Genomic DNA, 22,575 nt, shown 5'->3' with positions numbered 1-22,575 from the left:
ACTGCCCCGGTATCCCGTTGAGTTCCGCCCCCGTTTCGATTCCTGCGTCGCCCGTCGTGCGCCCTTCGGCTTGCCCGGGGCTCGTGCGCGTGGTCGCGGCCGCCGACGGCGGCCTGTGCCGGATCAAGCTGCCGGGCGGCCGGCTCGACGCGCGTCAGGCGCGTGCGATCGCCGCTGCCGCGCGTGACTTCGGCTCCGGTGCGATCGACGCGACCAATCGCGCGAACCTCCAGCTGCGCGGCATTCGCGACGGCGCGGCCGACGCGCTGATGCGCGCATTGCTCGACGCGGGGCTCGGCCCGCCCGTCGATGCCACCGCGAGCGCCACCGCCGATGCGGCCGCGCTCTCCGCGAGCGACGACGTCCGCAACGTGATGCTCAGCCCGCTCGCCGGCCACGACCCTGCCGCACTCGTCGATAGCCGCGCGCTCGCCGCACCGCTCTTCGACATGCTGGCGCGCGAGCCGCGCCGTGGCGAGCTGTCGCCGAAATTCTCGATCCAGCTCGACGGCGGCGAATCGGTTGCGACGCTCGATCATCCGCACGACATCTGGCTGGCCGCATGGCGTCGCGGCGACGGTGCGGTGCGCATTGCGGCCGGGCTGGCCGGCTGCCCGCCGGTCGCGCATGACGCCCCACCCGCTTTGGTCGATGTCGCGCCCGATCAAGGTACCGCGCTGGTCCGCGCGCTGCTGCTCGCGTTCCTCGATCTCGCGCCGGCGGACGTCACGCGGATGCGCGCACTGCTCGCAACCTGCGGCGAGCGCGTGCTGCTCGAACGCGCGCAGCACTATGTGCCCTTCCCGCTGGCGGCCGATCCGGCGCTCGCCGGCTGGCGCCGCACGCGCACCGACCCGGCGCTGCGTTTCGGCGTACGCCCTTCGCGCGATGCGGCGCGCTGCAACGTCGGCGCGCAATTCACGCTCGGCCGGCTCGATGCCACGCAACTGGAACGGCTCGCCGCGCTGGCCGAAACCGACGGCGACGGCACGCTGTCGATGACGCCATGGCAAGGCGTGTTCATGCACGGCGTATCGCGTGAACGCGCGCCGGCCACGCTCGATGCGCTGTCGTCGCTCGGCCTCGTCTGCGCGTCGTCCGACCCGCTGGCATCGGTCGTCGCGTGCACCGGCAGCGCGGGCTGCGCGAAGGCGCGTGCCGACACGAAACACGACGCGCTCGCGCTCGCCGCGCGCATCGGCCACGCGGTCGACGTGCACCTGACCGGCTGCGAGCGCCACTGCGCGCTGCCGCATCCCGCGACGCACACGCTCGTCGCGGTTGCGCCCGCGCACTACGACCTTTACCGGCGCGACGCAGCCGCGGGCCTCGGCGCCCCGCTCGCGCGCCATCTGACGATTGACCAGGCCGCGGCCCGACTGACGGGCGCGCGGCACAGCCAGGACACCACCGATGCTTGACTACATTCGCGACGGGCAGGAAATCTACCGCCAGTCGTTCGCGACGATCCGCGCCGAGGCCGACCTGTCGCAGGTTCCGCCCGACCTCGAGAAACTCGCGGTGCGCGTGATCCATGCGTGCGGGATGGTCGACGTCGCCTACGGCCTGCGCTTCTCGGCCGGTGCCGGCACGGCAGGCCGCACGGCGCTCGCGGCCGGTGCGCCGATCCTGTGCGACGCGCGAATGGTCGCCGAAGGCATCACGCGCGCGCGGCTGCCGGCCGACAACCGCGTGATCTGCACGCTCGGCGAGCCGGAGGTGCCCGATCTCGCGCGGCATCTCGGCAACACGCGTTCGGCTGCCGCGCTCGAACTGTGGCGTCCGCACCTCGCCGGCAGCGTCGTCGTGATCGGCAATGCGCCGACCGCGCTGTTCCACCTGCTCGACATGATCGATGCCGGCGCGCCGCGCCCCGCGCTGATCCTCGGTTTCCCGGTCGGCTTCATCGGTGCGGCCGAATCGAAGGCGCTGCTCGATGCCGACAGCCGCGGCGTGCCGTACGTCGCGCTGCTCGGCCGGCGCGGCGGCAGCGCGATGGCGGCTGCGGCGGTCAACGCACTCGCGACGGAGGTCGAATGACGACCGCGCGCGGACGCCTGTTCGGGGTCGGTGTCGGCCCCGGCGATCCTGAACTGATGACGATCAAGGCGCTGCGCGTGCTGCAGGCCGCGCCCGTGGTCGCGTATTTCGTCGCGAAGGGCAAGAAAGGCAATGCGTACGGCATCGTCGAGGCGCACCTGCAGGACGGGCAGACGCAACTGCCGCTCGTCTATCCGGTGACGACCGAGGCGCTGCCGCCGCCGCTGTGCTACGAGACGGTGATCGCCGACTTCTACGACACGGCCGCCGAAATCGTTGCCGCGCACCTCGATGCGGGGCGCGACGTCGCGGTGATCTGCGAAGGCGACCCGTTCTTCTACGGCTCGTACATGTACCTGCACGACCGCCTCGCGCCGCGCTACGACACGGAGGTGATCCCCGGTGTATGCGCGATGCTCGGCGGCACCGCCGTGCTCGGCCAGCCGCTCGTCTATCGCAACCAGAGCCTGTCGGTGCTGTCGGGCGTGCTGCCCGATCACGAATTGCGCACGCGGCTCGCTCAGGCCGATGCGGCCGTCGTGATGAAGCTCGGCCGCAATTTCGACAAGGTGCGGCGCGTGCTCGACGAGCTGGGGCTCGCGAAGCGCGCGCTGTATGTGGAGCGCGCGACGATGGCGAGCCAGCGCATCGTGCCGCTCGACGAGGTCGATCCGATGGCATCGCCGTATTTCTCGCTGCTCGTCGTGCCGGGGGAAAAATGGCAAGGATGACGACCCCGCCCGCGATCGTGATCCTCGGCGCGGGCGCGCTCGATACCGCGCGGCGCATCCAGGCGCGCTATCCGGGCGCCCTCGTGCATGGCCTCGCATCGCGCGTCGCCGCCGACGTGCCGTTCGACGAGCTCGGCGCGCACTTGCGCGAACTCTATGCACGCGGCCTGCCGATCGTCGCGCTGTGCGCGGCCGGCATCGTGATCCGCTGCCTCGCTCCCGCGCTTGCCGACAAGGGCGTCGAGCCGCCCGTGCTCGCGGTGGCGGAAGACGGCTCGGCGGTCGTGCCGCTGCTCGGCGGGCTGACGGGCGTCAACGTGATCGCGCGCGAAATCGCCGCATGCGTCGGCGTTGCACCGGCCATCACGACGAGCGGCGAACTGCGCTTCGGCGCGTGCGTGCTCAATCCGCCGGAAGGCTATGCACTCGCCGATATCGCGCAGGGCAAGCGCTTCGTGTCCGATCTGCTCGCGGGCGAATCGACGCGCATCGACGGCGCGGCGCCGTGGCTCGACGATGTCGCGCTGCCGCGCGACGACGCAGCCGCGCATGCGATTCGCGTGACCCCCGAAGCCTGGCGCGGCGCGCGCGACGAACTCGTGATTCATCCGCGCAGCGTGGTGGTGGGCGTCGAGGCGCAGGCGGTCCACGCGGATGACGCGCTCGCCGCGCGCATCGCGGCGTCGCTCGACGCGCAAGGTCTTGCGCGGCTGGCGCTCGCGGCCATCGTCGCGCCCGCATCGGCGATCGGCGATGCCGCGCTGGAAGATGCGGCGCAAACGCTCGACGTGCCACTTCGTTTTGTCGATGGCGACGGCGATGGCGACACACCGACCGACGCGGCCGCGCTGCTCGGCCGCGCGTTGCGTGTCGTGCACACGCTGCGGGCCACGACGAACGGCGTCGCATGCGCGGTCGCGTCGCATCCGGTCGATGCCGCCACGCTCGGCCGTGCACGCGGCCGCCTGACGGTGCTCGGGCTCGGCCCGGGCGGCGCCGCGTGGCTCACGCCGGCCGCGCGCGCCGCGCTCGCGGAAGCGACCGACATCCTCGGCTACACCACCTACGTGAACATGGCCGGCCCGTTCCGCGACGACCAGCGCGTGCACGGCACCGACAATCGCGAGGAAATGCAGCGCGCGCGCCACGCGTTCGAACTGGCGGCAGAAGGCCGGCGCGTCGCGGTCGTGTCGTCGGGCGACCCGGGCGTGTTCGCGATGGCCGCGGCCGTGCTCGAAGCGCTCGACGAAGCGCGCGACCCGCACTGGGCCGCGGTCGACCTGCGGGTGGAGCCCGGCATCTCGGCGTCGCTCGCGACGGCCGCGCAGGCCGGCGCGCCGCTCGGCCATGATTTCTGCGCGATCTCGCTGTCGGACAACCTGAAGCCATGGGACGTGATCGAGACGCGCCTGCGGCATGCAGCGCAAGCCGATCTGGTGATGGCGTTCTACAACCCGATCTCGCGTGCGCGGCCGTGGCAGCTCGATCGTGCACTTGATGCCGTGCGCGCGCATCGCACGGCCGATACGGTGGTCGTGCTGGGCCGCGACATCGGCCGGCCGGGCGCGACGCTCACGACGACGACGCTCGGCGCACTACGCAGCGACCAGGTCGACATGCGCACGATGGTGATCGTCGGCTCGTCGACGACGCGGCGCTTTGCGATCGGCAAGGGTCGCGAGTGGGTCTATACGCCGCGCTGGTATCGCTGACCCCGGCTAGCGTGCCGGCCTGACGCCGGGCGCATCGGCGAGCGCCGTGCCGGCGGCGCCGCCGGTTCGCCAGAACCGGTACACGAGCACGCCGACGATGGCCTGCGCGACGACCACGAACGCGACGCAGCCGGCCCATCCCCACCGGTGCCAGCCGGGCACCGGCAGGATCGAGCCGAGGCTGCCGCCGAAGTAATAACAGGACAGATAGATGCCGATCGCCGTCGAGCGCGCGCTCGACGCCGCCTGCGAAATGAACGTGTTGGCCGACGCCTGTTCGACGAACACGGCGGTCGAGCTGAGCGCGAGGCCCGCCAGGATCACCGGCACGTGGTCGGACAGCGTGAGCAGCGCCCCGCCGATCGCGAGCGCGGCCGCGGCCAGCCCCGGTGCGCGCGGGCCGCGATGCCGCGCGAGGCGCCCTGCCAGCGGCGTCACGACCACCGCCACCAGGAACACCGCATAGATCGCACCGATCCCGACCGTGCCGAAGCCGAACGGCGCGCGGGCCAGGCGCAGGCCGACAAACGTGAACGTCGCGACCTGCGACGCGAGCACGCACGCGCCGATCGCGAACGATGCGAGCAGCGGGCCGCGCGTGACGATGCGCCAGGACGGCCCCGCACCGGCATCCGCATCGTGTTCGACACGCCGCGCGATCGTGCCGGACGCCGGCAGGCTCGCGTAGATCGCGACGCCCGTGACGAGACACAGCGCCGCGACGACGTCGAGCGCATGCCGCCAGCCCCACATCGACGTCATCAGGTTGGTCGCGAAGCGGCCGGCGAAACCGCCGAGTGTCGTGCCGGCGACGAACAGCGCGCTGATCTCGGCCGACGTGCCGCGATCGAAGCGCTCGGCGATATAGGCGATCGACAGCGCGAAGACGAACGGCATGACGAGCCCGGCTGCAAAGCGTGCACCGAGAAACGACGCGAAGCTTGCCGCATGCGCGGACCACACGACCGGCAGCGCGACCGCCACCGCCGCCAGCGAGATCGCGACGCGCCGCTCGATGCGCGCGGCCAGCACGCCGACGAACGGCGCGATAATGGCGACGGCCGTCGTGGTGGCGCTCACGCCCTGCCCCGCGCGCTCCGCGCTGACGCCGAAGGCGGCCGCGAGTTCGTGCAGGATGCCCTGCGTCGAATACAGATTGAGAAACGCGGCGAAGCCGCAGAGAAAGAACGCGATGCGCGTGGTCCTGTCGTTCATCGGAGCTGCCTGGTCGTCGATGCCGACAGTCTGACGAGCGCGCCGCGCGCACGCCAATACCGTTTTCATCGCCATTGATACCGGAACGACAACAATGCTCGACCTGCGCCGCCTCCGCTATTTCGTGGTCGTCGCCGACGAACTGCACTTCGGCCGCGCGGCGTTGCGCCTGCGGGTCGCGCAGCCGCCGCTGACGCGCCATATCGCCGCGCTGGAAAGCGAACTCGGCGTCCGGCTGTTCGAGCGTTCGACGCGCGCGGTGCGGCTGACGCCGGAAGGCGCCGCATTCCTCGAACATGCGCGCAACGTCGTCAGCGCGGCCGCCGAGGCCGAGGCGAGCGCGCGCAAGATCGCGCAAGGCATCGCCGGGCGAATCGTGATTGGCTATGCGAGTGCCATTCCGATGTCCGACACGTTCCCGGACGTCATCCGCGCCGCGAGCCGGACGATGCCCGACGTCGAACTCGCGTTCCGCGAGGCGGCGACCGCCAGCCAGCGCCAGCAGATCGCGGACGGCACGATGGACATCGGTTTCGGCTGGGCGTGGAACGGTGCGCCTGGCATGCCGGTGGCGTCGCTCGTCGTGTCGCGCGAACCGCTCGTTGCGGCCGTGCCGGCCGGCGATCCCCTCGCGAGCCGTGCGAGCGTCGACGTCGCGGCGCTTGCGGACGCAACCTTCGTCACCTTTCCGCCCGGTCACGGCTCGGCATTGACCGCGGCGCTGGACGACCTGTGCGCGCAAGCCGGATTCACGCCGCGTATCGGCGCAACCGCCGCACAGATCACGACGCTCGTGTCACTGGTGGCCGCCGAGCGCGGCATCTCGATCGTGCCGGGCTTTACGGCCACGCTGCAGCGTCCGGGTGTCGTCTACGTGCCGCTCGCCGGCACGCGCGCGGTTGAACAAATCGTGTCGTGGAACGAGCCGTTCGCGTCGACCTGCGTCGAGCGCTTCGTCGCACTGGCACGCGTGCTCGCGCAGCCGGCATCGGCCTGATGCAGCGCGAACGACGCGCGTCGGGCCGTGCGCGTTCGCTCGGGAAAAACACCCGCGTCACGCGTTCCGCAACTGTGTCGAATCGACAAGATCGTTACGTATCGGGAATCAAATAACAAAAAGAACTCCTGACTATTCACTATTCGACGCGAATCCTCCAAGATGGGCACGCCGCCGGCCGGGCATGCCCGGTTGCCCGACCGGCGGCGATACGCAGGCCAGCGTATCCCTCTTCCACTTGGAGAACACAATGAACAACAATGTGTTGCCGCGTTTCATCCCGCGCGCATTTGCTGCGGGTTGCTTTCTTGCAGTGGCGAGTGTGTCCCAGGGCGCAGGCGTCTATGCGCCTTATGTCGACGTGACGCTCTATCCGACGCCGCTCGTCGACCAGATCGGCGTCCAGCAAGGCATCCAGCAGTTCACGCTCGCGTTCGTGGTCGCGGGCAACGGCTGCGTGCCGTCCTGGGGCGGCGTGCAGCCGATCGGCAACGGCGCGAGCGGCGGCCTGCTGACCGCGCTGTCGACGTCGATCGCGAGCTATCGCGCGAAAGGCGGCGAAGTCGCCGTTTCGTTCGGCGGGGCGAACGGCACGCCGCTGATGCAGGCGTGCTCGACGGTCCCCGCACTGGCGAGCGCGTATCAGACCGTGATCGACACGTATGGCCTCACGCACCTCGACTTCGATATCGAGGGCGTGTCGCAGCTGGACACGGCCGCGGTCGCGCGCAACTTCCAGGCGGTCACGCAGCTGCAGGCGAGCTATGCGGCGAAAGGCAAGCCGCTGCACGTCACGCTGACGCTGCCGACGATGCCGACCGGGCTCACGCAGGACGGCCTGAACATCGTCAACGCGGCGATCTCGAATCAGACCGTGTTCGATGCGGTGAACGTGATGGCGATGGACTACGGCCCCGCGAACCTCGACATGGGGGCGGCCGCGATCAGTGCCGCGCAGGCGCTGTACTCGCAGCTCGATACGGCCTTCAAGTCGGCCGGCCAGCCGAAAACCAATGCCCAGCTCTGGCAGATGGTCGGCGTCACGCCGATGATCGGCGTGAACGACGTGCAGGGCGAAACCTTCACGCTCGCGAATGCGCAGAGCGTGCTGAACGCGGCGGTCAGCAACGGCTACGGCTTCTTCGGCAACTGGTCGGTCGGCCGCGATCAGGCGTGCCCGTCCGGCGGCACCTATGCGTCGCCGACCTGTTCGGGCGTCGCGCAGCAGCCGTACGCGTTCGCGACGATCTTCAAGCAACTCGACGGCAAGTGGGGCGCGGGCGTCACGCAGGATCCTAATTACGGCGGCGGCTCGAACGGCGGCACGCCGCAACCGGGCGCGCCCTGGGCGGCCGGCCAGGTCTATACGGCCGGCGCGACGGTCACCTACCAGGGCACGATGTACCAGGCGCAATGGTGGACGCAGGGCGACGTGCCCGGCCAGGCCGCGGTGTGGAAGCCGGTCGGCGGCGGCACGGCCACGTGGTCGGCGACAACCGCGTATTCAGGCGGCACCTGCGTGATGTACCAGGGCGCGAAATACTGCGCGAAATGGTGGACGCAAGGCGACAACCCGAGTGCGGGCGGTGTGTGGGTGAAGTCGTGATGCCGCGTATCGGCCGTCGCTAGGCCCGCGCATCCGGGGCCGTTCACGGCGATCGCTGCCCGAGCGCCGGCGGACGGCCCGCTTGTTGACCTGCTTGTTGCCTGCTCACCGGCCCGTTTGTCGGCCCGCCCTGCCCGCCGTCAGCCGCGCGCGTGCTCAGCCAGCAGTTTGGCCTTCGCGTCGACCAGCAGCGCCGCATGCATCTCGCGATGCTGGCGGATCCGCTCGGTCGGCCCGACCACCGACAGCCCGTACCAGTCGCCGTCGAGCGTCAGCGCGACCGCGATCGCCGACAGCTCGGGCGCGCTCTCGCCGAGGTTCTCGGCCCAGCCGAGTTCGCGAAACCGTGCGGTTTGCGCGACGAGCGCGGGCAGGTCCGCCACCGTTGTGTCGGTGAAGCGCTCGAACGGCAGTTGCGCGCCGAGCGCCTGCTGCGCGTCGCCATCCAGTTCCGCGAAGATTGCCTTGCCGATCGAGTTCGCATGCAGCGGGCGCAGTTCACCCGGCGCGCGCGTATAGCGGATCGCCTGCTCCGATTCGACGACGTCGAGGTAGGTGACCGACCCGCCCTGGATCTTGCCGAGCACGGCCGTCTCGCGGCTCGCGTCGCGCAGCGCGACGAGATGCGGATGGACGATGTCGACGACCGGGTCGGTCGCGTCGATCGCGGCGGCGATCGTCTGCAGGCGGCGCGTCGGGTAGTAGCCGCCGCGCTTGCGCACTTCGTACAGATAGCCGCGGCTCACGAGCGTGCGTGCCATCGCGAGGCAGCTCGACGGCGGCACATCGAGCAGGCGCGCGAGTTCGGTGAGCGGCAGCGGCCGCCGTTCGGCGGCGAACAGCTCGAACAGGTCGAGCGTGCGGGCAACGAGTTTGACGTCCATGACGAGCGCTTGAATCGGAACGGGAAACCGCGCGCCGGGCCGGCCGCCGCGTCGATACGGTCAGTACGACTTCGGCAGCCCGAGCACCTTTTCCGCGATGTAGCACAGGATCAGTTGCGGGCTCACGGGCGCGAGCCTCGGAATCATACACTCGCGCAGGTAGCGCTCGACATGGTATTCCTTCGCGTAGCCCATCCCGCCGTGTGTCGCGACCGCCGTCTGGCACGCCTGGAACGCGGCTTCCGCGCCGAGGTATTTCGCGGCGTTCGCCTCCGCGCCGCACGGCTGCCCCGCGTCGTAGCGCGTCGCGGCCTTCATCACCATCAGCCACGCGGCTTCGAGCTGCATCCACGCCTGCGCGAGCGGATGCTGGATCGACTGGTTCTGCCCGATCGGCCGGCCGAACACGACACGCTCGCACGCGTACTGCGTCGCGCGGCGCAGCGCGGCCTGGCCGAGCCCGATCGCCTCCGCGGCGATCAGGATCCGCTCCGGATTCAGCCCGTGCAGCAGGTAGCGGAAGCCGTCGCCTTCGTTGCCGATCAGGTCGCCCTCCGGCACGCGCAGGTTGTCGATGAACAGCATGTTCGAATCGACCGCCTTGCGGCCCATCTTCTCGATCTCGCGCACCTCGACGCGCGACCGGTCGAGATCGGTATAGAACAGACTCAGTCCGTCGGTCGGCTTCGCGACCTGGTCGAGCGGCGTCGTGCGCGCGATGATCAGCATCTTGTTCGCCACCTGCGCGGTCGAGATCCAGATCTTGCGCCCGCTCAGCACGTAGTGGTCGCCGTCGCGGCGGGCCTGCGTGCTCAGGTGCGTGGTGTCGAGGCCCGCATCGGGTTCCGTCACCGCGAAGCACGCCTTGTCGCACCCGGCGATCAGCGGTGGCAGGAAGCGCGCCTTCTGCGCGTCGTTGCCGAACACCTGCACCGGGTTCAGCCCGAAGATGTTCATGTGGACGGCCGACGCGCCGGACAGGCCGGCGCCCGATGCGCTGATCGTGCGCATCATCAGCGCGGCCTCGGTCATCCCGAGCCCGGCACCGCCATGGGCCGGGTCCATCGCGATGCCGAGCCAGCCGGCCTCGGCAAGCGCCGTGTGGAAATCGGCCGGAAACCCGCCCGCGCGATCGCGTTCGAGCCAGTAGTCGTCGCCGAAGCGTGCGCAGATTTTCTCGATCGCGCTTTCGATCGCGCGCTGGTCATCGGTCAGGTCGAACTGCATGGATTGCTCTCCGGAAAAAGGCCGAGCGGCCGCGCCGCTGTGAAGAAAACGCCGGGCGGCGCCAGGGTTTCCGCTTGGCAGAACGTCCCCGTGCCGGATTGCCGCCTCGGGGTGCCGGCACGAAGCGGCAGGACTGGCGCGCTCACAACGGAAACACGCCAACGATCACCGCGGCGAACACCATCAGCACCGTGGCAGCAAACAGGAACGGAATCGTGAATTTCTGGTGCTCGGCGAGCTCGACGCCGGTCAGGCCGACGATCAGGAACGTCGCGGGCGTGAGCGGGCTCACCGGGAAACCCGTCGTCATCTGGCCGAGCAGCGCGGCCTGCGCCATCTGGATCGGCGGCACGCCGAGCAGCTTCGCGCTTTCCGCGAGCACCGGCAGCACGCCGAAGTAGAACGAATCGGGGTCGAACAGCAGGCTGAGCGGCATCGACAGCAGCCCGAGCACGAACGGCATGTGGCGCGCGTGCTCGACCGGTACGTGCGCGACCACCACTTCCGCCATCGCCTTCAGCATCCCGGTGCCGGACATGATGCCGGTGAACGCGCCGGCCGCGAGCAGCACGCTCGCCATCATCAGCGCGGCCCTGGCATGCGCGTCGATCCGCTCGCGCTGGGCCTGCACGTCCGGGTAGTTGATCACGAGCGCGGCGACCGTGCCGAGCATGAACATCACCATCGGGTCGACGATCCCCGACACGAGCGTGACGAGCACGACGAGCGTCAGCACGAGATTGACCCGGAAGCGGTCCGGCCGGCGCAACGCGCGCTCGGCATCGGTCAGCGCACGCGGCGCGATCGCGAGCGCCGCCGCGCCGGCACGATCGAGCCCGAGCCGTTTCGCCTCGCGCACGCCGAGCACGTACGCGGTGCCGAACACGAACACGAACACGAGCCCGACGATCTGCACCGGAATCATCGGCATGAAGATCGCGGAGCCGGGAATGTGCAGCGCCGCCGACGCCCGCAGCATCGGCCCGACCCACGGCAGGAAATTGACGCCGGCCGCCATCGACGCGACGCACGCGAGGATGCGGCGATCCATCCCGAGCCGCGTATAGAGCGGCATCATCGCGGGCAGCGTGACGAGAAACGTGACGGCGCCGGAGCCGTCGAGATGGATCAGCAGCGCGAGCAGCGCCGAACCCATCACGATGCGCGGCGGATGGCAGCCGATCACGCGCAGCACACCCGCGATGATCGGGTCGAGCATCCCGGCATCGGTGAGGATTCCGAAAAAAAGAATCGCAAAAACGAACATCCCGGCGATCGGGCCGATGTTCTGTACGCCGTGCACGATGAACTTGCCGGTCGCGAGCCCGAAACCGGCCGCGAGCGACGCGGCCACCGGCACGACGATCAGCGCGACGAGCGGCGACAGCCGCTTCGTGATGATCAGGCCGAACAGCGCGACGATGGCAATCGCGCCGATCCATGCAAGCATGATGCGTCTCCTCTTCAGCCGATGCGCCCGTGCGCGGCCCGGCGTGGTGTTCGAATGGTCGTGCGGCACGCATGGCCGTGCGGCGCCGTCGGGCGCGCGGCACGGCCGGCGGCCGCGATGCCGGTCAGTCCCGGCGTGGGTCGTGATCGCGGTCGTTGGTGTCGGTGTCAGCTTCGGCTTCGGCGAATACCTGCGCCGCGTGTTCGTTCAGCGCGGGCGGCGGCCGCCGGTACGTCGCCGGCGTGCGGCCGAGCTTGATCGGCGACGCGATGCCGCGATGCCGGCCCAGCTCGACCTTCATCTCCCGATGCGCGACATGCGGATGGTCGAGCGCCGCGTCGAGCCCGAGCACCGGCGCGCACGGCACGCCGCGGCGCATCAGTTGCTCGGCGAGCGCCGCGCCGTCGTGCGCGGCCAGCGCCGTTTCGAGCAGCGTGCGCAGCGCGGCGCGGTTCGCACTGCGCGCGCGGTTGTCCGCGAAACGCGGATCGTCGAGCCAGTCGCGCGTGCCGAGCACGTCGCACAGCGCCGCGAACTGCCCGTTGTTGCCGACCGCGAGGAAGATGTCGACGCTCGCCGTCGGAAAGCTGTCGTACGGCGTGATGTTCGGATGCGCGTTGCCGGTACGCACGGGCGCCTTGCCCGAATGGAAGAAGTTCGGCGTATGCGGATGCAGGATCGACAGCGCGCAGTCGAACAACGTCGCTTCGACGAACTGGCCGCGGCCGCTCGCGTCGCGCTCGCGCAGCGCCATCAGCACGCCGAGCGCCGCGTTCAGCCCGGTGACGAGATCGACGATCGGCACGCCGACCCGCAGCGGCGCGCCGCCGGCTTCGCCATTGACGCTCATCAGCCCCGCGAGCGCCTGCACGGCCGCGTCGTAGCCGGGCAGCCCGCCGAGCGGGCCGTCCGCACCGAAGCCCGACACGCGGCAATGGACGAGGCGCGGAAACCGCGCATGCAGCGCGTCGAAACCGAGCCCCCAGCGCTCCATCGTGCCGATCTTGAAGTTCTCGACGATGGCATCCGCATGTTCGAGCAGGCCGAGCAGCCGCTCGCGGTCGGCCGGTTGCGTCAGGTCGAGCGCGATGCCGAGCTTGTTGCGGTTCACGCCGAGGAAGTACGACGCGGTATCGCCGTCGAATGGCGGCCCCCACGTGCGCGTTTCGTCGCCGGACGGCGGTTCGACCTTGATCACCTCCGCGCCGTGGTCGGCAAGGATCTGCGTGGCATACGGGCCGCCCAGCACCCGCGACAGATCGATGATGCGCAATCCCGCCAGCGCGCCCTGCTGCTCGTGTTCCGCCATGCGTCCCGCTCCTGGTTCCGGTTGATCGGACTGCCGGTTCCGGCGGCCCGGCGCCTGCGGCGCGACCTTCCGGATTCGACGAATAATTCTTGTGCGTGAATTTATATTCACACTCGGGAATTATGTTGTCAACCCCGGCGGCACCCTGAGGCCGCGCGGAAGACGCCGCCGTGCGCAAGTGGGGGCGACACCGAGCACGGGCCGGTTGCGATGGCGCCCCGCCTTTCGCTAAGCTGGCGGGAAACCTTCATCTCAAAAAAATCAGGCGGATTATTCATGAAACGGATGCTGCTGGCGGCCTTCGTGCTGGCGTCGACGCTGGGTGTCGGACATGCGCAAACCCAGACGTTCCATTTCGGCGAGGGACAGACGCAGATGCCGGGGGGAGCGCAGCACCCCGCCGCGCCGAGCGCACGGCCCGCGCCCGCGCGCCGGCACGTGGCACCGCCGTCGCCTCACCATCGGCGTGCCGTTCACAAGCGCCGCCATCCGCGCCACGTGAAGCCGACGCGCAGCGGGATCTATACGCACGCGTGACCCGGTGTCGGTCCCGCGACGCCGTCCACGGAACTGTCATGAACGGCCGGTAGGATCGTTGCGGCTGCCTGCAAGCCATCGCGGCCTGCTGCCGGGCAATGCGCCGCCGGCGTGCACTTTCTCCACGATTCAGCACCTGTTTTGCCGAACATGAGTACCGGGCCGGACACTCTCGCCGTCATCAAGGAACGCGCCACGATCGTGTGTCGTCAGCGCAGCAGCGTGCTGCTGGTCGCCCGCACCGCGTCGCGCTGGTCGCTGCCGGGCGGCACGATCCGGCGCGGCGAGACGCCGCTCGACGCTGCACTGCGGGAACTCGCCGAGGAAACGCGGCTGGAGGGGCTCGCACTCGACTACGCCGTGCAGTTCGGCGGGCTGACGAAGCTCCATCATGTGTTCGTGGCCGACGTGCCGGCGCACCTGACGCCGCGCGCGAGCAACGAGATCGCCCGCTGCAAGTGGTTCACCATCGACCGGCTCGACACGCTTCGTGCGAGCGTGCCGACGCGCAAGATCATCGAGTTGCTGCGGCTCGACTGTTTTACTGCGATCGCGAACGGCCGGCTGCGCTGAAGTCGATCTTACCCGCGCCAGTTACGTGCGCAGGAACGGGCCGGCCTTGCGTTCGAGCAGCGTGACGAGCTCGGGCTGCATGTACGCGTAACGGTCGGGAATGTCGAGGCAGACGATCTTCTTGTGCCGCAGATGCGCACCGAATTGCGCCGCCAGCCTTGCCTTGTGCACACGCTCCATCACGAACACGACATCGGCCCAGTCGAGCTGCTCGGCGCACAGGTGCGTGTCCGCATCGGGTGCGAGGCCCGCCGAATCGGTTTCGACGCCCGGCCACGCGGCGAATACCGCTTCGGCCGTCGGGCTGCGCAGCCGGTTGCGGCTGCAGATGAAGAGTGCCCGCGTCATGTCGCTGCGGGGTTCACCCCTGCGGAATCGTGCCCGGCCGGACGTACGCGAGCATGTGCGACACGTAGTCGGCCTTGCCGAGTTCGACGCCATGGTGGCGCAGGATCGCGTAAGCGGTGATCGCGTGGAAATTGAACTGCGGCAGTGCCCAGTCGCGCGCGTATTGTTCGCCCGTCATGTCGAACGCGATCCCGTTCGGCATCTCGAGCGCGATCGGCAGCGCACCGCCGCCATCGAGCGCATCCGGCGCGAGTTCGCCGAGAAACGTGAGCGTGCCGGCGATGATCGCCTGCGCGTCGGCGAGCGAGCCGGGCTGCGCGTCCGCATTCCACCCCGCCTCGCGCAAGGCCAGCAGCGCAGCCGGCAACGGTTCGCCACGCAGCCGGTGGACAGGCTCCATCGCCTGGAAGCACGAGAAGCGCACCTGGGCCGCGAGCGGATACATGTCGGGCGCCAGCTTCAACGTCATCGCCGTGTCGGGCGCGTCGCCCGCGGCCTGCCGGTGCGCAGCAGCCTTGTCGAGCCACGCGGTCTGTGCGCGCAGCATGTGGGTGAAGGTCGGGACGAGAAGTTGGGTCGGTGTCACGCGCGCGCTCCTGGGTTGGGTTGTCGTTTGCGCCACGATAGCAGCGTCGACTCAAACATGCATCCCGGCCCGGGTGACGAGCGCGATTCGATGCGGTTCCGGCGATCCGGCGATGTGACGTGTGGCGTCCGGGTGTTCTCCCAAGCACGACGATCACAACGATCACGACGCGCGGCCGTCGCGCCCCGGCCTCAAGGCTTGCCTTGCCGAGCCAGGAACCGGTCGAGCTGTGATGCAAACGTCTTGCCGTCGCGCGCGCTGAACGGCGCCGGCCCGCCCGTGTCGATGCCGGCGCTGCGCAACTGGTCCATCATCGCGCGCGTCGACAGGCGTTCCTCGATGTTCTCGCGGCTGAACCAGTTGCCGCGCGGGTCGAGCGCATGCGCGCCCTTGTCGAGGACGGCGGCGGCCAGCGGAATGTCGGCGGTGATCACGAGATCGCCGGCTTCCGCCAGCTCGACGATGCGCGCATCGGCCACGTCGAAACCGGCCGGCACCTGCACCGCCTTGATGAACGGCGACGGCGGCGTGCGCAGGAACTGGTTCGCGACCAGCGTCACGCAGATTTCGGCACGACGCGCGGCGCGAAACAGCATGTCCTTGATGACGGCGGGACACGCGTCGGCATCGACCAGTACTTGCATGGCGGTTTTTTCCAGTAGGCAGAAGCGGCGATCATAGCGCACCGCCGGCCGGCGATCAGCCGGCGCGGCCCGTGCACAGCGCGTCGGCCGTCACCCACTGCGCGCCCCACGCGGCAGCCAGCCGCGCGCCCTGCCCGATCCGCACGGCCGCATCGTCGAAGTCGACGAACACGACATGATCGGCGGCCGCGGGTTTCGCGGGCGTCTCGCGCGTGCGCCCGTCGGACAGCACCCACAGCCAGCGCTGCTTGCCGGGCTCGCGCCGCGCCGCGCGCGCGAGCAAGTGCGCGGCGGCCGCGATGCCGTCCGCGAGCGGCGTGCCACCGCCGCCGTCGACCGGTTCGAGCCAGCGCGCATTCCACCAGCGCGGCACGGCCGGGCCGAAACGCCGCACGGCGCCCTCGCCGCCGAAACAGATCAGCGCGGTTTCGACACGGTCGCGCGCGGCCTGGTCGAAATACGCGACGATCAGCCCCTTCGCCAATGCGAGCCGCTCGTGCGACAGCATCGACGACGAACAGTCGAGCACGAAGCAATGCAACGCGTCCGGTGCGCCGGTTCGCTTCCGGAAGCGCAGATGGCCGTGATGCAGCGGATCGCCGCGCTTCGCGGCGAACGTCGCCGGCCACGCGACGGCCGTGCCGGTGCGCGCCGTGCCCGGCACGCGCCCGGCTGCGCCTTGCTGCCATCGAGGACCGCGAACGGCGTTCGCGGCGGCACCGGCTCGATGGCTCAGCGTTTTTTTAGCGGCAGCGGTACCACGCCTTTCACGTCACGCAGCCCGGCCGGCTCGGGCCGCAGGTAACCCCAGTCGCCCTGCGCGACGGCGGTGTCGTTCCCGGTTGTGCCCGGTTGATCTTCCGGCTGCGGGCGCGCATCCGGCGGCGAACGATCGTCGCGTGCGCGGTCCGGCTGCGATGCGCCGGACGACGGCGGCGCACCGACATGGCGCCGGTGCCGCAGCACGGCCTCGGCCACGCGCGCCACGTGCGACACCGTCACCGCATCGGCCTCCTCCAGTGCGGCGAGTGCGCGCGCGGCGCGCAGCATCACGAGATCGGCGCGCAGCCCGTCGACGGCCGCGTCGATGCACAGCGCGCTGACATGCGCATGCACCGCATCGCCGAAATCGAGCGTCGCCAGCCGTGCGCGTGCCGCGTGAATCCGGTCGCCGAGTTCATGCTGCGCGGGGGCATGGCGTGCGCGGAACGCGTCCGGATCGAGATCGAATGCCAGCCGCGCCTTCACGATCCGCTCGCGCTGCGCGGCATCGAAACAGTTCTCCAGCTCGACCATCAGCCCGAAACGGTCGAGCAGCTGCGGACGCAACTCGCCCTCCTCGGGATTCATCGTGCCGACCAGCACGAAGCGCGCGTCGTGCGCGTGCGACACGCCATCGCGTTCGACGATGTTCACACCGCTCGCAGCGACGTCGAGCAGCGTATCGACGAGCCCGTCGGCGAGCAGGTTCACTTCGTCGACATACAGCACCCCGAGGTGCGCCCTCGCGAGCAGGCCCGGCCGGAAGCGCACGCCGTTTTCGGCGAGTGCATGCGCGAGATCGAGCGTACCCGTCACCTGTTCGTCGCTCGCCGACAGCGGCAGCGTGACGAATTGCCCTTCGGGCAACAGCTCCGCGAGGCCGCGCGCCGCGGTCGATTTCGCGGTGCCGCGCGGGCCGCTCACGAGCACGCCGCCGAGCGTCGGGTCGATCGCGGCGAGCAGCAGCGCCTGTTGCAATGCGTCCTGTGCGACGAGCGCCGCAAACGGAAAGACCGCGCGGGCGCGGTGCGTCGTCGGATCGGTCATCGCCGTCCTCCTTCCTGGAGTTGTTCACTTGCGAGCCAGACCGCTTCGATCCGTTCGCGATAGTCGCCCGGCTGCTGCCACAGGCCGCGCTGCATCGCTTCGACGAAACGTTCGCAGATGCCGTGCAGCGCCTTCGGGTTGTGCCGTTCGAGGAATGCGCGGGTGGCGTCGTCGAACAGGTACGCGTCGGCGACGAGCGCGTACTGGTGGTCGGACAGCACGCGCGCGGTCGCGTCATAGCCGTACAGGTAGTCGACGGTCGCGGCCAGCTCGGCCGCGCCCTTGTAACCGTGACGCTTCACGCCGTCGAGCCATTTCGGGTTGACGACGCGCGAGCGGATCACGCGCGCGATTTCCTCGCGCAGCGTGCGCATCTTCGGCGCGACCGGGTTCGCATGGTCGCCGTGGTAGATGCTCGGCTGCTGCCCCGACAGGTGCCGCACCGCGGCGGTCATCCCGCCCTGGAACTGGTAGTAGTCGTTCGAATCGAGGATGTCGTGCTCGCGGCTGTCCTGGTTCTGCACGACGACGTCGATCGTCGCGAGCCGCTCGCCGAACACGTCGGTCGCGAGCTCGCCCGCGCTGTTCTGCGCATACGCATGGCCGCCCCACTGGCGGTATGCCTCCGCGAGATCGGCGTCGGTCTGCCAGCGGCGCTGGTCGATCAGGTCCTGCAGGCCCGCGCCATAGCTGCCCGGCCGCGCGCCGAACACGCGCCAGCCGGCGCGGCGCCGCGCTTCGTCCGGTGCCACGCCCTGCGCGAGCCATTTCGTGCGTTCGCGCTCGATGCGTGCGCGGATCGGGTTCAGCTCCTCGGGCTCGTCGAGCGCGGCCACCGCCTGCACGGCCGCGTCGAACAGGTGCATCAGGTTCGGGAACGCGTCGCGGAAGAAGCCCGACACACGCAGCGTCACGTCGATGCGCGGCCGGTCGAAGATCTCGATCGGCAGGATCTCGAAGTCGGTTACCCGGTGGCTGCCATGCGCCCATTTCGGTCGTACGCCGAGCAGCGCGAATGCCTGCGCGATGTCGTCGCCGCCCGTGCGCATCGTCGCCGTGCCCCATACCGACAGGCCGATCGCGCGCGGATAGTCGCCGTGATCCTGCAGATGGCGCTCGATCAGCTGCTGCGCGGATTTCAGGCCGAGCGACCACGCGGCCTGCGTCGGCACCGCACGCGTGTCGACCGAGTAGAAGTTGCGGCCGGTCGGCAGCACGTCGGGGCGGCCGCGCGACGGCGAACCGCTCGGCCCCGGCGGCACGAAGCGGCCGTCGAGCCCGCGCAAGAGCTGGCGCATTTCCTCGCCGCCGCACGCGTCGAGCGAGGGCAGCAGCGTCGCGCGGACGCGCTCGATCACCGCGAGCGTATGCGGCCAGTCGCCGGACGGTATCGCGTCGGCGCCGGTGTTGCCGCCATCGGCCGCACACAGCTCGTCCAGCCATTGCTGTGCGAGCCGTTCGAGCCGCTCGCGCGTATCGCCCGCATGGCGCCACGGCGATGCGTCGAGCGCCTGCAGGATCGCCGGGCGCGGGCCGACCCACGGCGCGGCCCAGTCGGCCGCGAGCGGATCGAAGTCGTCGCCGAGCGCGAGATCGCGCGCGAGCGCGCCGATCAGCCCCGCGCGTGCGCCCTTGCCGTCGCCGACCGGAAAGCGCGCGAGCGCGAGCAGCGTGTCGCGTCGCTGGCGATCGGCCGGCGACATGCCGAACACGTGCAGCCCGTCGCGAATCTGCGCTTCCTTCAGTTCGCACAGCCACGCGTCGACGCGCGTGAGCAGCGCATCCTCGTCGCCCGTATCACGCGGCGGCGACACGCTCAGTTCGTCGTGCAGACGATGCTCGGCGATCGTCGCGAGGATCGTCTTGCGCAGCAGCTTCGCGCGCCGCGCGTCGACCATCAGCGCTTCGTAGTATTCGTCGACCTGCCGCTCGAGATCCTGCAGCGGGCCGTAGTTTTCCGCGCGCGTGAGCGGCGGCATCAGGTGATCGATGATCACGGCCTGCGCGCGGCGCTTCGCCTGGCTGCCCTCGCCCGGATCGTTGACGATGAACGGATACAGGTGCGGCAGCGGCCCGAGCGACAGGTCGGGCCAGCACGCGTCGGACAGCGCGACGCTCTTGCCCGGCAGCCATTCGAGGTTGCCGTGCTTGCCGAGGTGGATGACGGCGTCGATGCGATACGCATCGCGCAGCCAGAAATAGAACGCGAGATACGCGTGCGGCGGCACGAGATCCGCGTCATGGTAGCTCGCGTAGTCATTCTCGCCGCGTGAGCGAGACGGCTGGATGCCGACGAACACGTTGCCCGCGCGCCAGCCGGCGATCGTGAAACGCCCTTGCCGCAGCGTCGGATCGGCTTCGGGCGGGCCCCAGCGTTCGTTCAGCGCGTCGCGCACGGCCGCCGGCAACCGCGCGAAATGCGCGACGTAGTCTGCCAGCGCGAAACTCTGGAACGCGGGGCGCAGCGCATGCACGGCCGCGTCGTTGGTCACGCCTTCGGTGAGTCGCGCGATCAGCGCGTCGCCGTCGGGCGGCAGGTCGGCCACCGCGTAGCCCGCGTCGCGCAGCGCCGCGAGCACGCGCAGCGCGGACGCCGGTGTGTCGAGCCCGACGCCGTTGCCGATCCGCCCTTCGCTTTGCGGATAGTTCGCGAGAATCAGCGCGACGCGCTTCTCGCCATTGTCGAGCGTGCGCAGCCGGCACCAGCCGCGCGCGAGCGCCGCGACGAACGCGATCCGCTCGGCGTCCGGCTGGTAGCGCACGACATCGACCTCGGTGTGCGGGCAGCGGTACGCGAGCCCCTTGAAACTCACCGCGCGCGTGACGATCCGTCCGTCGACTTCGGGAAGCGCGATGTGCATCGCGATGTCACGCGCATGCAGGCCCTGGTTGTCGGCCACCCATGCGTCGCGATTGCCGCCGGACAGGATCACCTGCAATACCGGCGCGTCGCCGGCGAGCACGTCGTGTTCGGGGCTGTCGATCGAGCCGGCCGCGAACGCGGTCGTGTTCAGCACGAGCGCGACGTCGTGCATGTCGCAGAGCTGCGTGATGACCTCGCGGCTCACCGCATCCTTCAGCGACGTCACCGCGATCGGCAGCGGATTCAACCCTTCCCGCACGAGCGCATCGGCCAGCGCGTCGAACACGGCCGTGTTCGCGGCCTGCCAGTGCGCGCGATAGAACAGGATCGCGACGACGGGCGCACCGGGCGTCCAGCGCGGCCGCCAGTCGTCGACGCTCGCGCGGTCGCGCGCCGGGTGATACAGCGCGGCGGCCGGCAGCGGGCGCGGCGGTTCGGGTTCCTCGCCGAACCCGAGTGTGTGGAATGCAATGCTGCGCAGCAGCGCCTCGGCATTGTGCACGCCGCCTTCACGCAGGTAGCGCCACCACAGCCGGCACAGGCCGGGCGCGACGGTGCTCTTCGCGACGAGGTTCGGGTCCTCCTGCAGGTCGCCCGAGAACATCGCGAGCTGCTGGGCGCGCTTCGACGCGAGCGACACGGCCTGCTCGATCCCGTACGGCCAGTACGCCTCGCCGCCGAGATGATCGATCACGACCGACTTCGCGTGTTGCAACACGTCGTCGACGTAGAAATCGACCGACGCCGGCTGGCGCAGGAACGTGACGTTCGCGAGCCGCACGCTCGGGAAGCCGGCCGGCAGTTGCGGCACGACGCTTGCGAGCAGCGACAGCGTCGTGTCGGCCGAGCTCAGGATCACGATGTCGGCCGGTTGCTGGTCGATCCGGACAACACCCTGCGTATCGTCGACGAAGCCGCCTGGCGTGGTGCGCAGCAGATGCATCGTGCGTTACGCCTGTTGCGGCTCGGCCGCGCACGCGGCGTCGAACGCGCGTTGCAGCGCGGCCGCGTCGAGGTCTTCGCCGATCAGCACGAAGCGGCTCGCGCGCGTTTCGCCGTCCTGCCAGCGACGGTCGAAATAGCTGTCGAAGCGGCGGCCGACGCCCTGGATCACGAGCCGCATCGGCGCGCCCGGCAGCGCAGCGAAGCCCTTCGCGCGGTAGATCGTGTGCGCTTCGACGACCCGCTGCAGCGCGGCGATCGTCGCTTCGCGCGTGCCGGCGTCGCCCGACACGACCACCGAGTCGAAATCGTCGTGATGGTGATCGTGATCGCCGTCGTCGGCCGAGCCGTGATGGTCGTGACGCAGGTGGATCGTTTCTTCCGATGCCGATTCGAGACCGAGCAGCATCGCGAGATCGAGTTCACCGCGCGTCGCGCGCACGATCTTCACCTGCGGCGGGATCTCGTCGCGGATCGCGGTTTCGATCTGCGCGAATTCCGCGTCGCCGACGAGATCGGCCTTGTTCACGATCACGAGATCGGCGGACGACAGTTGATCGGCGAACAGCTCGTGCAGCGGCGATTCGTGGTCGAGGTTCGGATCGGCGCGGCGCTGCGCCTCGACGGCCTGCGGGTTCTCCGCGAACTGGCCGCTGGCGGCAGCCGGCCCGTCGACGACGGTCACGACCGCGTCGACCGTGAAGCTGTTGCGGATCGTCGGCCAGTTGAATGCCTGCACGAGCGGCTTCGGCAGCGCGAGGCCGGACGTCTCGATCAGCACGTGGTCGATGTCCGCGCGGCGCTCGACGAGCGCTTCCATCACCGGATAGAACTCTTCCTGCACGGTGCAGCACAGGCAGCCGTTCGCGAGCTCGTAGAGCTGGCCCGACGCTTCGCCCTGCGCGCCGTCGGCATCCTCGCAGCCGATGCCGCAGCCCTTGAGGATTTCGCCGTCGATACCGAGTTCGCCGAATTCGTTGACGATCACCGCGATGCGGCGGCCTTCGGCGTGCTGCAGGATGTGGCGCATCAGCGTCGTCTTGCCGCTGCCGAGAAAGCCCGTGACGATCGTGACGGGAAGCTTGCGTAGGGTCATGGAATA

The 22,575-nt window shown here is 69.9% G+C and carries 20 protein-coding genes; 8 read left to right on the top strand and 12 right to left on the bottom strand.

The window, feature by feature from the left end; all coding sequences use genetic code 11:
- The first annotated feature begins 56 nt into the window (after positions 1 to 56).
- Genes cobG through cobJ form a run of 4 tightly spaced genes read left to right on the top strand, consistent with a single transcriptional unit; the run spans position 57 to position 4,483 of the window.
- Positions 57 to 1,421 carry a precorrin-3B synthase gene (cobG, locus tag ACPTTF_RS08715; RefSeq protein ID WP_423371859.1) on the top strand — a complete coding sequence of 455 codons (1,365 nt, stop codon included), beginning with the start codon at positions 57 to 59 and terminating at the stop codon, positions 1,419 to 1,421.
- Entirely contained in the window at positions 1,414 to 2,040 is a 627-nt protein-coding gene (locus tag ACPTTF_RS08710; RefSeq protein WP_423370911.1) for a precorrin-8X methylmutase, read from the top strand. Before cobG ends, ACPTTF_RS08710 begins: the two co-directional genes overlap by 8 nt.
- Positions 2,037 to 2,771, top strand: coding sequence for a precorrin-2 C(20)-methyltransferase (locus ACPTTF_RS08705; RefSeq protein ID WP_423370910.1), 735 nt, complete (start codon positions 2,037 to 2,039; stop codon positions 2,769 to 2,771). Before ACPTTF_RS08710 ends, ACPTTF_RS08705 begins: the two co-directional genes overlap by 4 nt.
- Positions 2,768 to 4,483, top strand: a complete 1,716-nt coding sequence (gene cobJ / locus ACPTTF_RS08700; protein ID WP_423370909.1) for a precorrin-3B C(17)-methyltransferase — start codon at positions 2,768 to 2,770, stop codon at positions 4,481 to 4,483. The genes ACPTTF_RS08705 and cobJ overlap by 4 nt, the downstream gene beginning before the upstream one ends.
- Positions 4,484 to 4,489: 6 nt before the next feature.
- On the opposite strand, the gene ACPTTF_RS08695 is transcribed toward cobJ, so the two are convergent.
- Entirely contained in the window at positions 4,490 to 5,698 is a 1,209-nt protein-coding gene (locus ACPTTF_RS08695) for an MFS transporter (RefSeq protein WP_423370908.1), read from the bottom strand.
- A gap of 94 nt (positions 5,699 to 5,792) precedes the next feature.
- Here ACPTTF_RS08695 and ACPTTF_RS08690 point away from each other — a divergent pair, with 94 nt between their 5' ends.
- Both ACPTTF_RS08690 and ACPTTF_RS08685 read left to right on the top strand, forming a co-directional pair.
- Positions 5,793 to 6,695 (top strand): LysR substrate-binding domain-containing protein, encoded by a 903-nt coding sequence (locus ACPTTF_RS08690; RefSeq protein ID WP_423370907.1) that lies wholly within the window; start codon positions 5,793 to 5,795, stop codon positions 6,693 to 6,695.
- Positions 6,696 to 6,945: 250 nt separating this feature from the next.
- Positions 6,946 to 8,301 carry a chitinase gene (locus ACPTTF_RS08685; RefSeq protein ID WP_423370906.1) on the top strand — a complete coding sequence of 452 codons (1,356 nt, stop codon included), beginning with the start codon at positions 6,946 to 6,948 and terminating at the stop codon, positions 8,299 to 8,301.
- Between the two features lie 140 nt (positions 8,302 to 8,441).
- Here ACPTTF_RS08685 and ACPTTF_RS08680 read toward each other — a convergent pair whose 3' ends face one another.
- From ACPTTF_RS08680 to ACPTTF_RS08665, 4 genes are all read right to left on the bottom strand, one after another.
- A complete protein-coding gene (locus tag ACPTTF_RS08680) occupies positions 8,442 to 9,185 on the bottom strand; it encodes an IclR family transcriptional regulator (protein ID WP_423370905.1) in 744 nt (247 codons plus the stop codon).
- 60 nt (positions 9,186 to 9,245) lie between these two features.
- A complete protein-coding gene (locus tag ACPTTF_RS08675; protein WP_423370904.1) occupies positions 9,246 to 10,412 on the bottom strand; it encodes an acyl-CoA dehydrogenase family protein in 1,167 nt (388 codons plus the stop codon).
- Between the two features lie 142 nt (positions 10,413 to 10,554).
- Positions 10,555 to 11,862 carry a CitMHS family transporter gene (locus tag ACPTTF_RS08670; protein ID WP_423370903.1) on the bottom strand — a complete coding sequence of 436 codons (1,308 nt, stop codon included), beginning with the start codon at positions 11,860 to 11,862 and terminating at the stop codon, positions 10,555 to 10,557.
- Between the two features lie 124 nt (positions 11,863 to 11,986).
- The gene (locus tag ACPTTF_RS08665) at positions 11,987 to 13,171 is read right to left on the bottom strand and encodes a CaiB/BaiF CoA transferase family protein (RefSeq protein ID WP_423370902.1); all 1,185 of its coding nucleotides are present in this window, start codon (positions 13,169 to 13,171) and stop codon (positions 11,987 to 11,989) included.
- Positions 13,172 to 13,447: 276 nt separating this feature from the next.
- On the opposite strand from ACPTTF_RS08665, the gene ACPTTF_RS08660 reads away from it, so the two are divergent.
- The gene (locus ACPTTF_RS08660; RefSeq protein WP_423370901.1) at positions 13,448 to 13,708 is read left to right on the top strand and encodes a hypothetical protein; all 261 of its coding nucleotides are present in this window, start codon (positions 13,448 to 13,450) and stop codon (positions 13,706 to 13,708) included.
- Positions 13,709 to 13,858: 150 nt separating this feature from the next.
- Entirely contained in the window at positions 13,859 to 14,281 is a 423-nt protein-coding gene (locus ACPTTF_RS08655) for an NUDIX hydrolase (protein ID WP_423370900.1), read from the top strand.
- Positions 14,282 to 14,302: 21 nt separating this feature from the next.
- On the opposite strand, the gene ACPTTF_RS08650 is transcribed toward ACPTTF_RS08655, so the two are convergent.
- From ACPTTF_RS08650 to cobW, 7 genes are all read right to left on the bottom strand, one after another.
- Entirely contained in the window at positions 14,303 to 14,629 is a 327-nt protein-coding gene (locus ACPTTF_RS08650) for a low molecular weight protein tyrosine phosphatase family protein (protein WP_423370899.1), read from the bottom strand.
- A gap of 13 nt (positions 14,630 to 14,642) precedes the next feature.
- Positions 14,643 to 15,215 (bottom strand): DUF1993 domain-containing protein, encoded by a 573-nt coding sequence (locus ACPTTF_RS08645; RefSeq protein WP_423370898.1) that lies wholly within the window; start codon positions 15,213 to 15,215, stop codon positions 14,643 to 14,645.
- A 191-nt stretch (positions 15,216 to 15,406) separates the two neighbouring features.
- A complete protein-coding gene (locus tag ACPTTF_RS08640; protein WP_166964337.1) occupies positions 15,407 to 15,859 on the bottom strand; it encodes a YaiI/YqxD family protein in 453 nt (150 codons plus the stop codon).
- A gap of 55 nt (positions 15,860 to 15,914) precedes the next feature.
- Positions 15,915 to 16,523, bottom strand: coding sequence for a vWA domain-containing protein (locus tag ACPTTF_RS08635; protein WP_423370897.1), 609 nt, complete (start codon positions 16,521 to 16,523; stop codon positions 15,915 to 15,917).
- Between the two features lie 68 nt (positions 16,524 to 16,591).
- Positions 16,592 to 17,668, bottom strand: a complete 1,077-nt coding sequence (locus ACPTTF_RS08630; protein WP_423370896.1) for an ATP-binding protein — start codon at positions 17,666 to 17,668, stop codon at positions 16,592 to 16,594.
- Entirely contained in the window at positions 17,665 to 21,474 is a 3,810-nt protein-coding gene (gene cobN / locus ACPTTF_RS08625) for a cobaltochelatase subunit CobN (protein ID WP_423370895.1), read from the bottom strand. The genes ACPTTF_RS08630 and cobN overlap by 4 nt, the downstream gene beginning before the upstream one ends.
- Before the next feature lie 6 nt (positions 21,475 to 21,480).
- Positions 21,481 to 22,569 carry a cobalamin biosynthesis protein CobW gene (cobW, locus tag ACPTTF_RS08620; RefSeq protein ID WP_423370894.1) on the bottom strand — a complete coding sequence of 363 codons (1,089 nt, stop codon included), beginning with the start codon at positions 22,567 to 22,569 and terminating at the stop codon, positions 21,481 to 21,483.
- Positions 22,570 to 22,575 lie beyond the last annotated feature (6 nt).

The organism is Burkholderia crassaminum, assembly GCF_964265005.1.
In the GTDB taxonomy this organism is placed as follows: Bacteria; Pseudomonadota; Gammaproteobacteria; order Burkholderiales; family Burkholderiaceae; genus Burkholderia.
Note: the sequence above shows the minus strand (reverse complement) of the source record. Positions and strands in the feature narration are given on the sequence as shown.

Coding starts and splice junctions, on each gene's coding strand:
- ACPTTF_RS08710 (WP_423370911.1), top strand. CDS start 1,414: ATGCTTGACTACATTCGCGACGGGCAGGAAATCTACCGCCAGTCGTTC.
- ACPTTF_RS08650 (WP_423370899.1), bottom strand. CDS start 14,629: ATGACGCGGGCACTCTTCATCTGCAGCCGCAACCGGCTGCGCAGCCCG.
- ACPTTF_RS08655 (WP_423370900.1), top strand. CDS start 13,859: ATGAGTACCGGGCCGGACACTCTCGCCGTCATCAAGGAACGCGCCACG.
- cobJ (WP_423370909.1), top strand. CDS start 2,768: ATGACGACCCCGCCCGCGATCGTGATCCTCGGCGCGGGCGCGCTCGAT.
- ACPTTF_RS08630 (WP_423370896.1), bottom strand. CDS start 17,668: ATGACCGATCCGACGACGCACCGCGCCCGCGCGGTCTTTCCGTTTGCG.
- ACPTTF_RS08640 (WP_166964337.1), bottom strand. CDS start 15,859: ATGCAAGTACTGGTCGATGCCGACGCGTGTCCCGCCGTCATCAAGGAC.
- ACPTTF_RS08665 (WP_423370902.1), bottom strand. CDS start 13,171: ATGGCGGAACACGAGCAGCAGGGCGCGCTGGCGGGATTGCGCATCATC.
- cobW (WP_423370894.1), bottom strand. CDS start 22,569: ATGACCCTACGCAAGCTTCCCGTCACGATCGTCACGGGCTTTCTCGGC.
- ACPTTF_RS08685 (WP_423370906.1), top strand. CDS start 6,946: ATGAACAACAATGTGTTGCCGCGTTTCATCCCGCGCGCATTTGCTGCG.
- ACPTTF_RS08705 (WP_423370910.1), top strand. CDS start 2,037: ATGACGACCGCGCGCGGACGCCTGTTCGGGGTCGGTGTCGGCCCCGGC.
- cobN (WP_423370895.1), bottom strand. CDS start 21,474: ATGCATCTGCTGCGCACCACGCCAGGCGGCTTCGTCGACGATACGCAG.
- ACPTTF_RS08690 (WP_423370907.1), top strand. CDS start 5,793: ATGCTCGACCTGCGCCGCCTCCGCTATTTCGTGGTCGTCGCCGACGAA.
- ACPTTF_RS08675 (WP_423370904.1), bottom strand. CDS start 10,412: ATGCAGTTCGACCTGACCGATGACCAGCGCGCGATCGAAAGCGCGATC.
- ACPTTF_RS08660 (WP_423370901.1), top strand. CDS start 13,448: ATGAAACGGATGCTGCTGGCGGCCTTCGTGCTGGCGTCGACGCTGGGT.
- ACPTTF_RS08680 (WP_423370905.1), bottom strand. CDS start 9,185: ATGGACGTCAAACTCGTTGCCCGCACGCTCGACCTGTTCGAGCTGTTC.
- ACPTTF_RS08670 (WP_423370903.1), bottom strand. CDS start 11,862: ATGCTTGCATGGATCGGCGCGATTGCCATCGTCGCGCTGTTCGGCCTG.
- ACPTTF_RS08695 (WP_423370908.1), bottom strand. CDS start 5,698: ATGAACGACAGGACCACGCGCATCGCGTTCTTTCTCTGCGGCTTCGCC.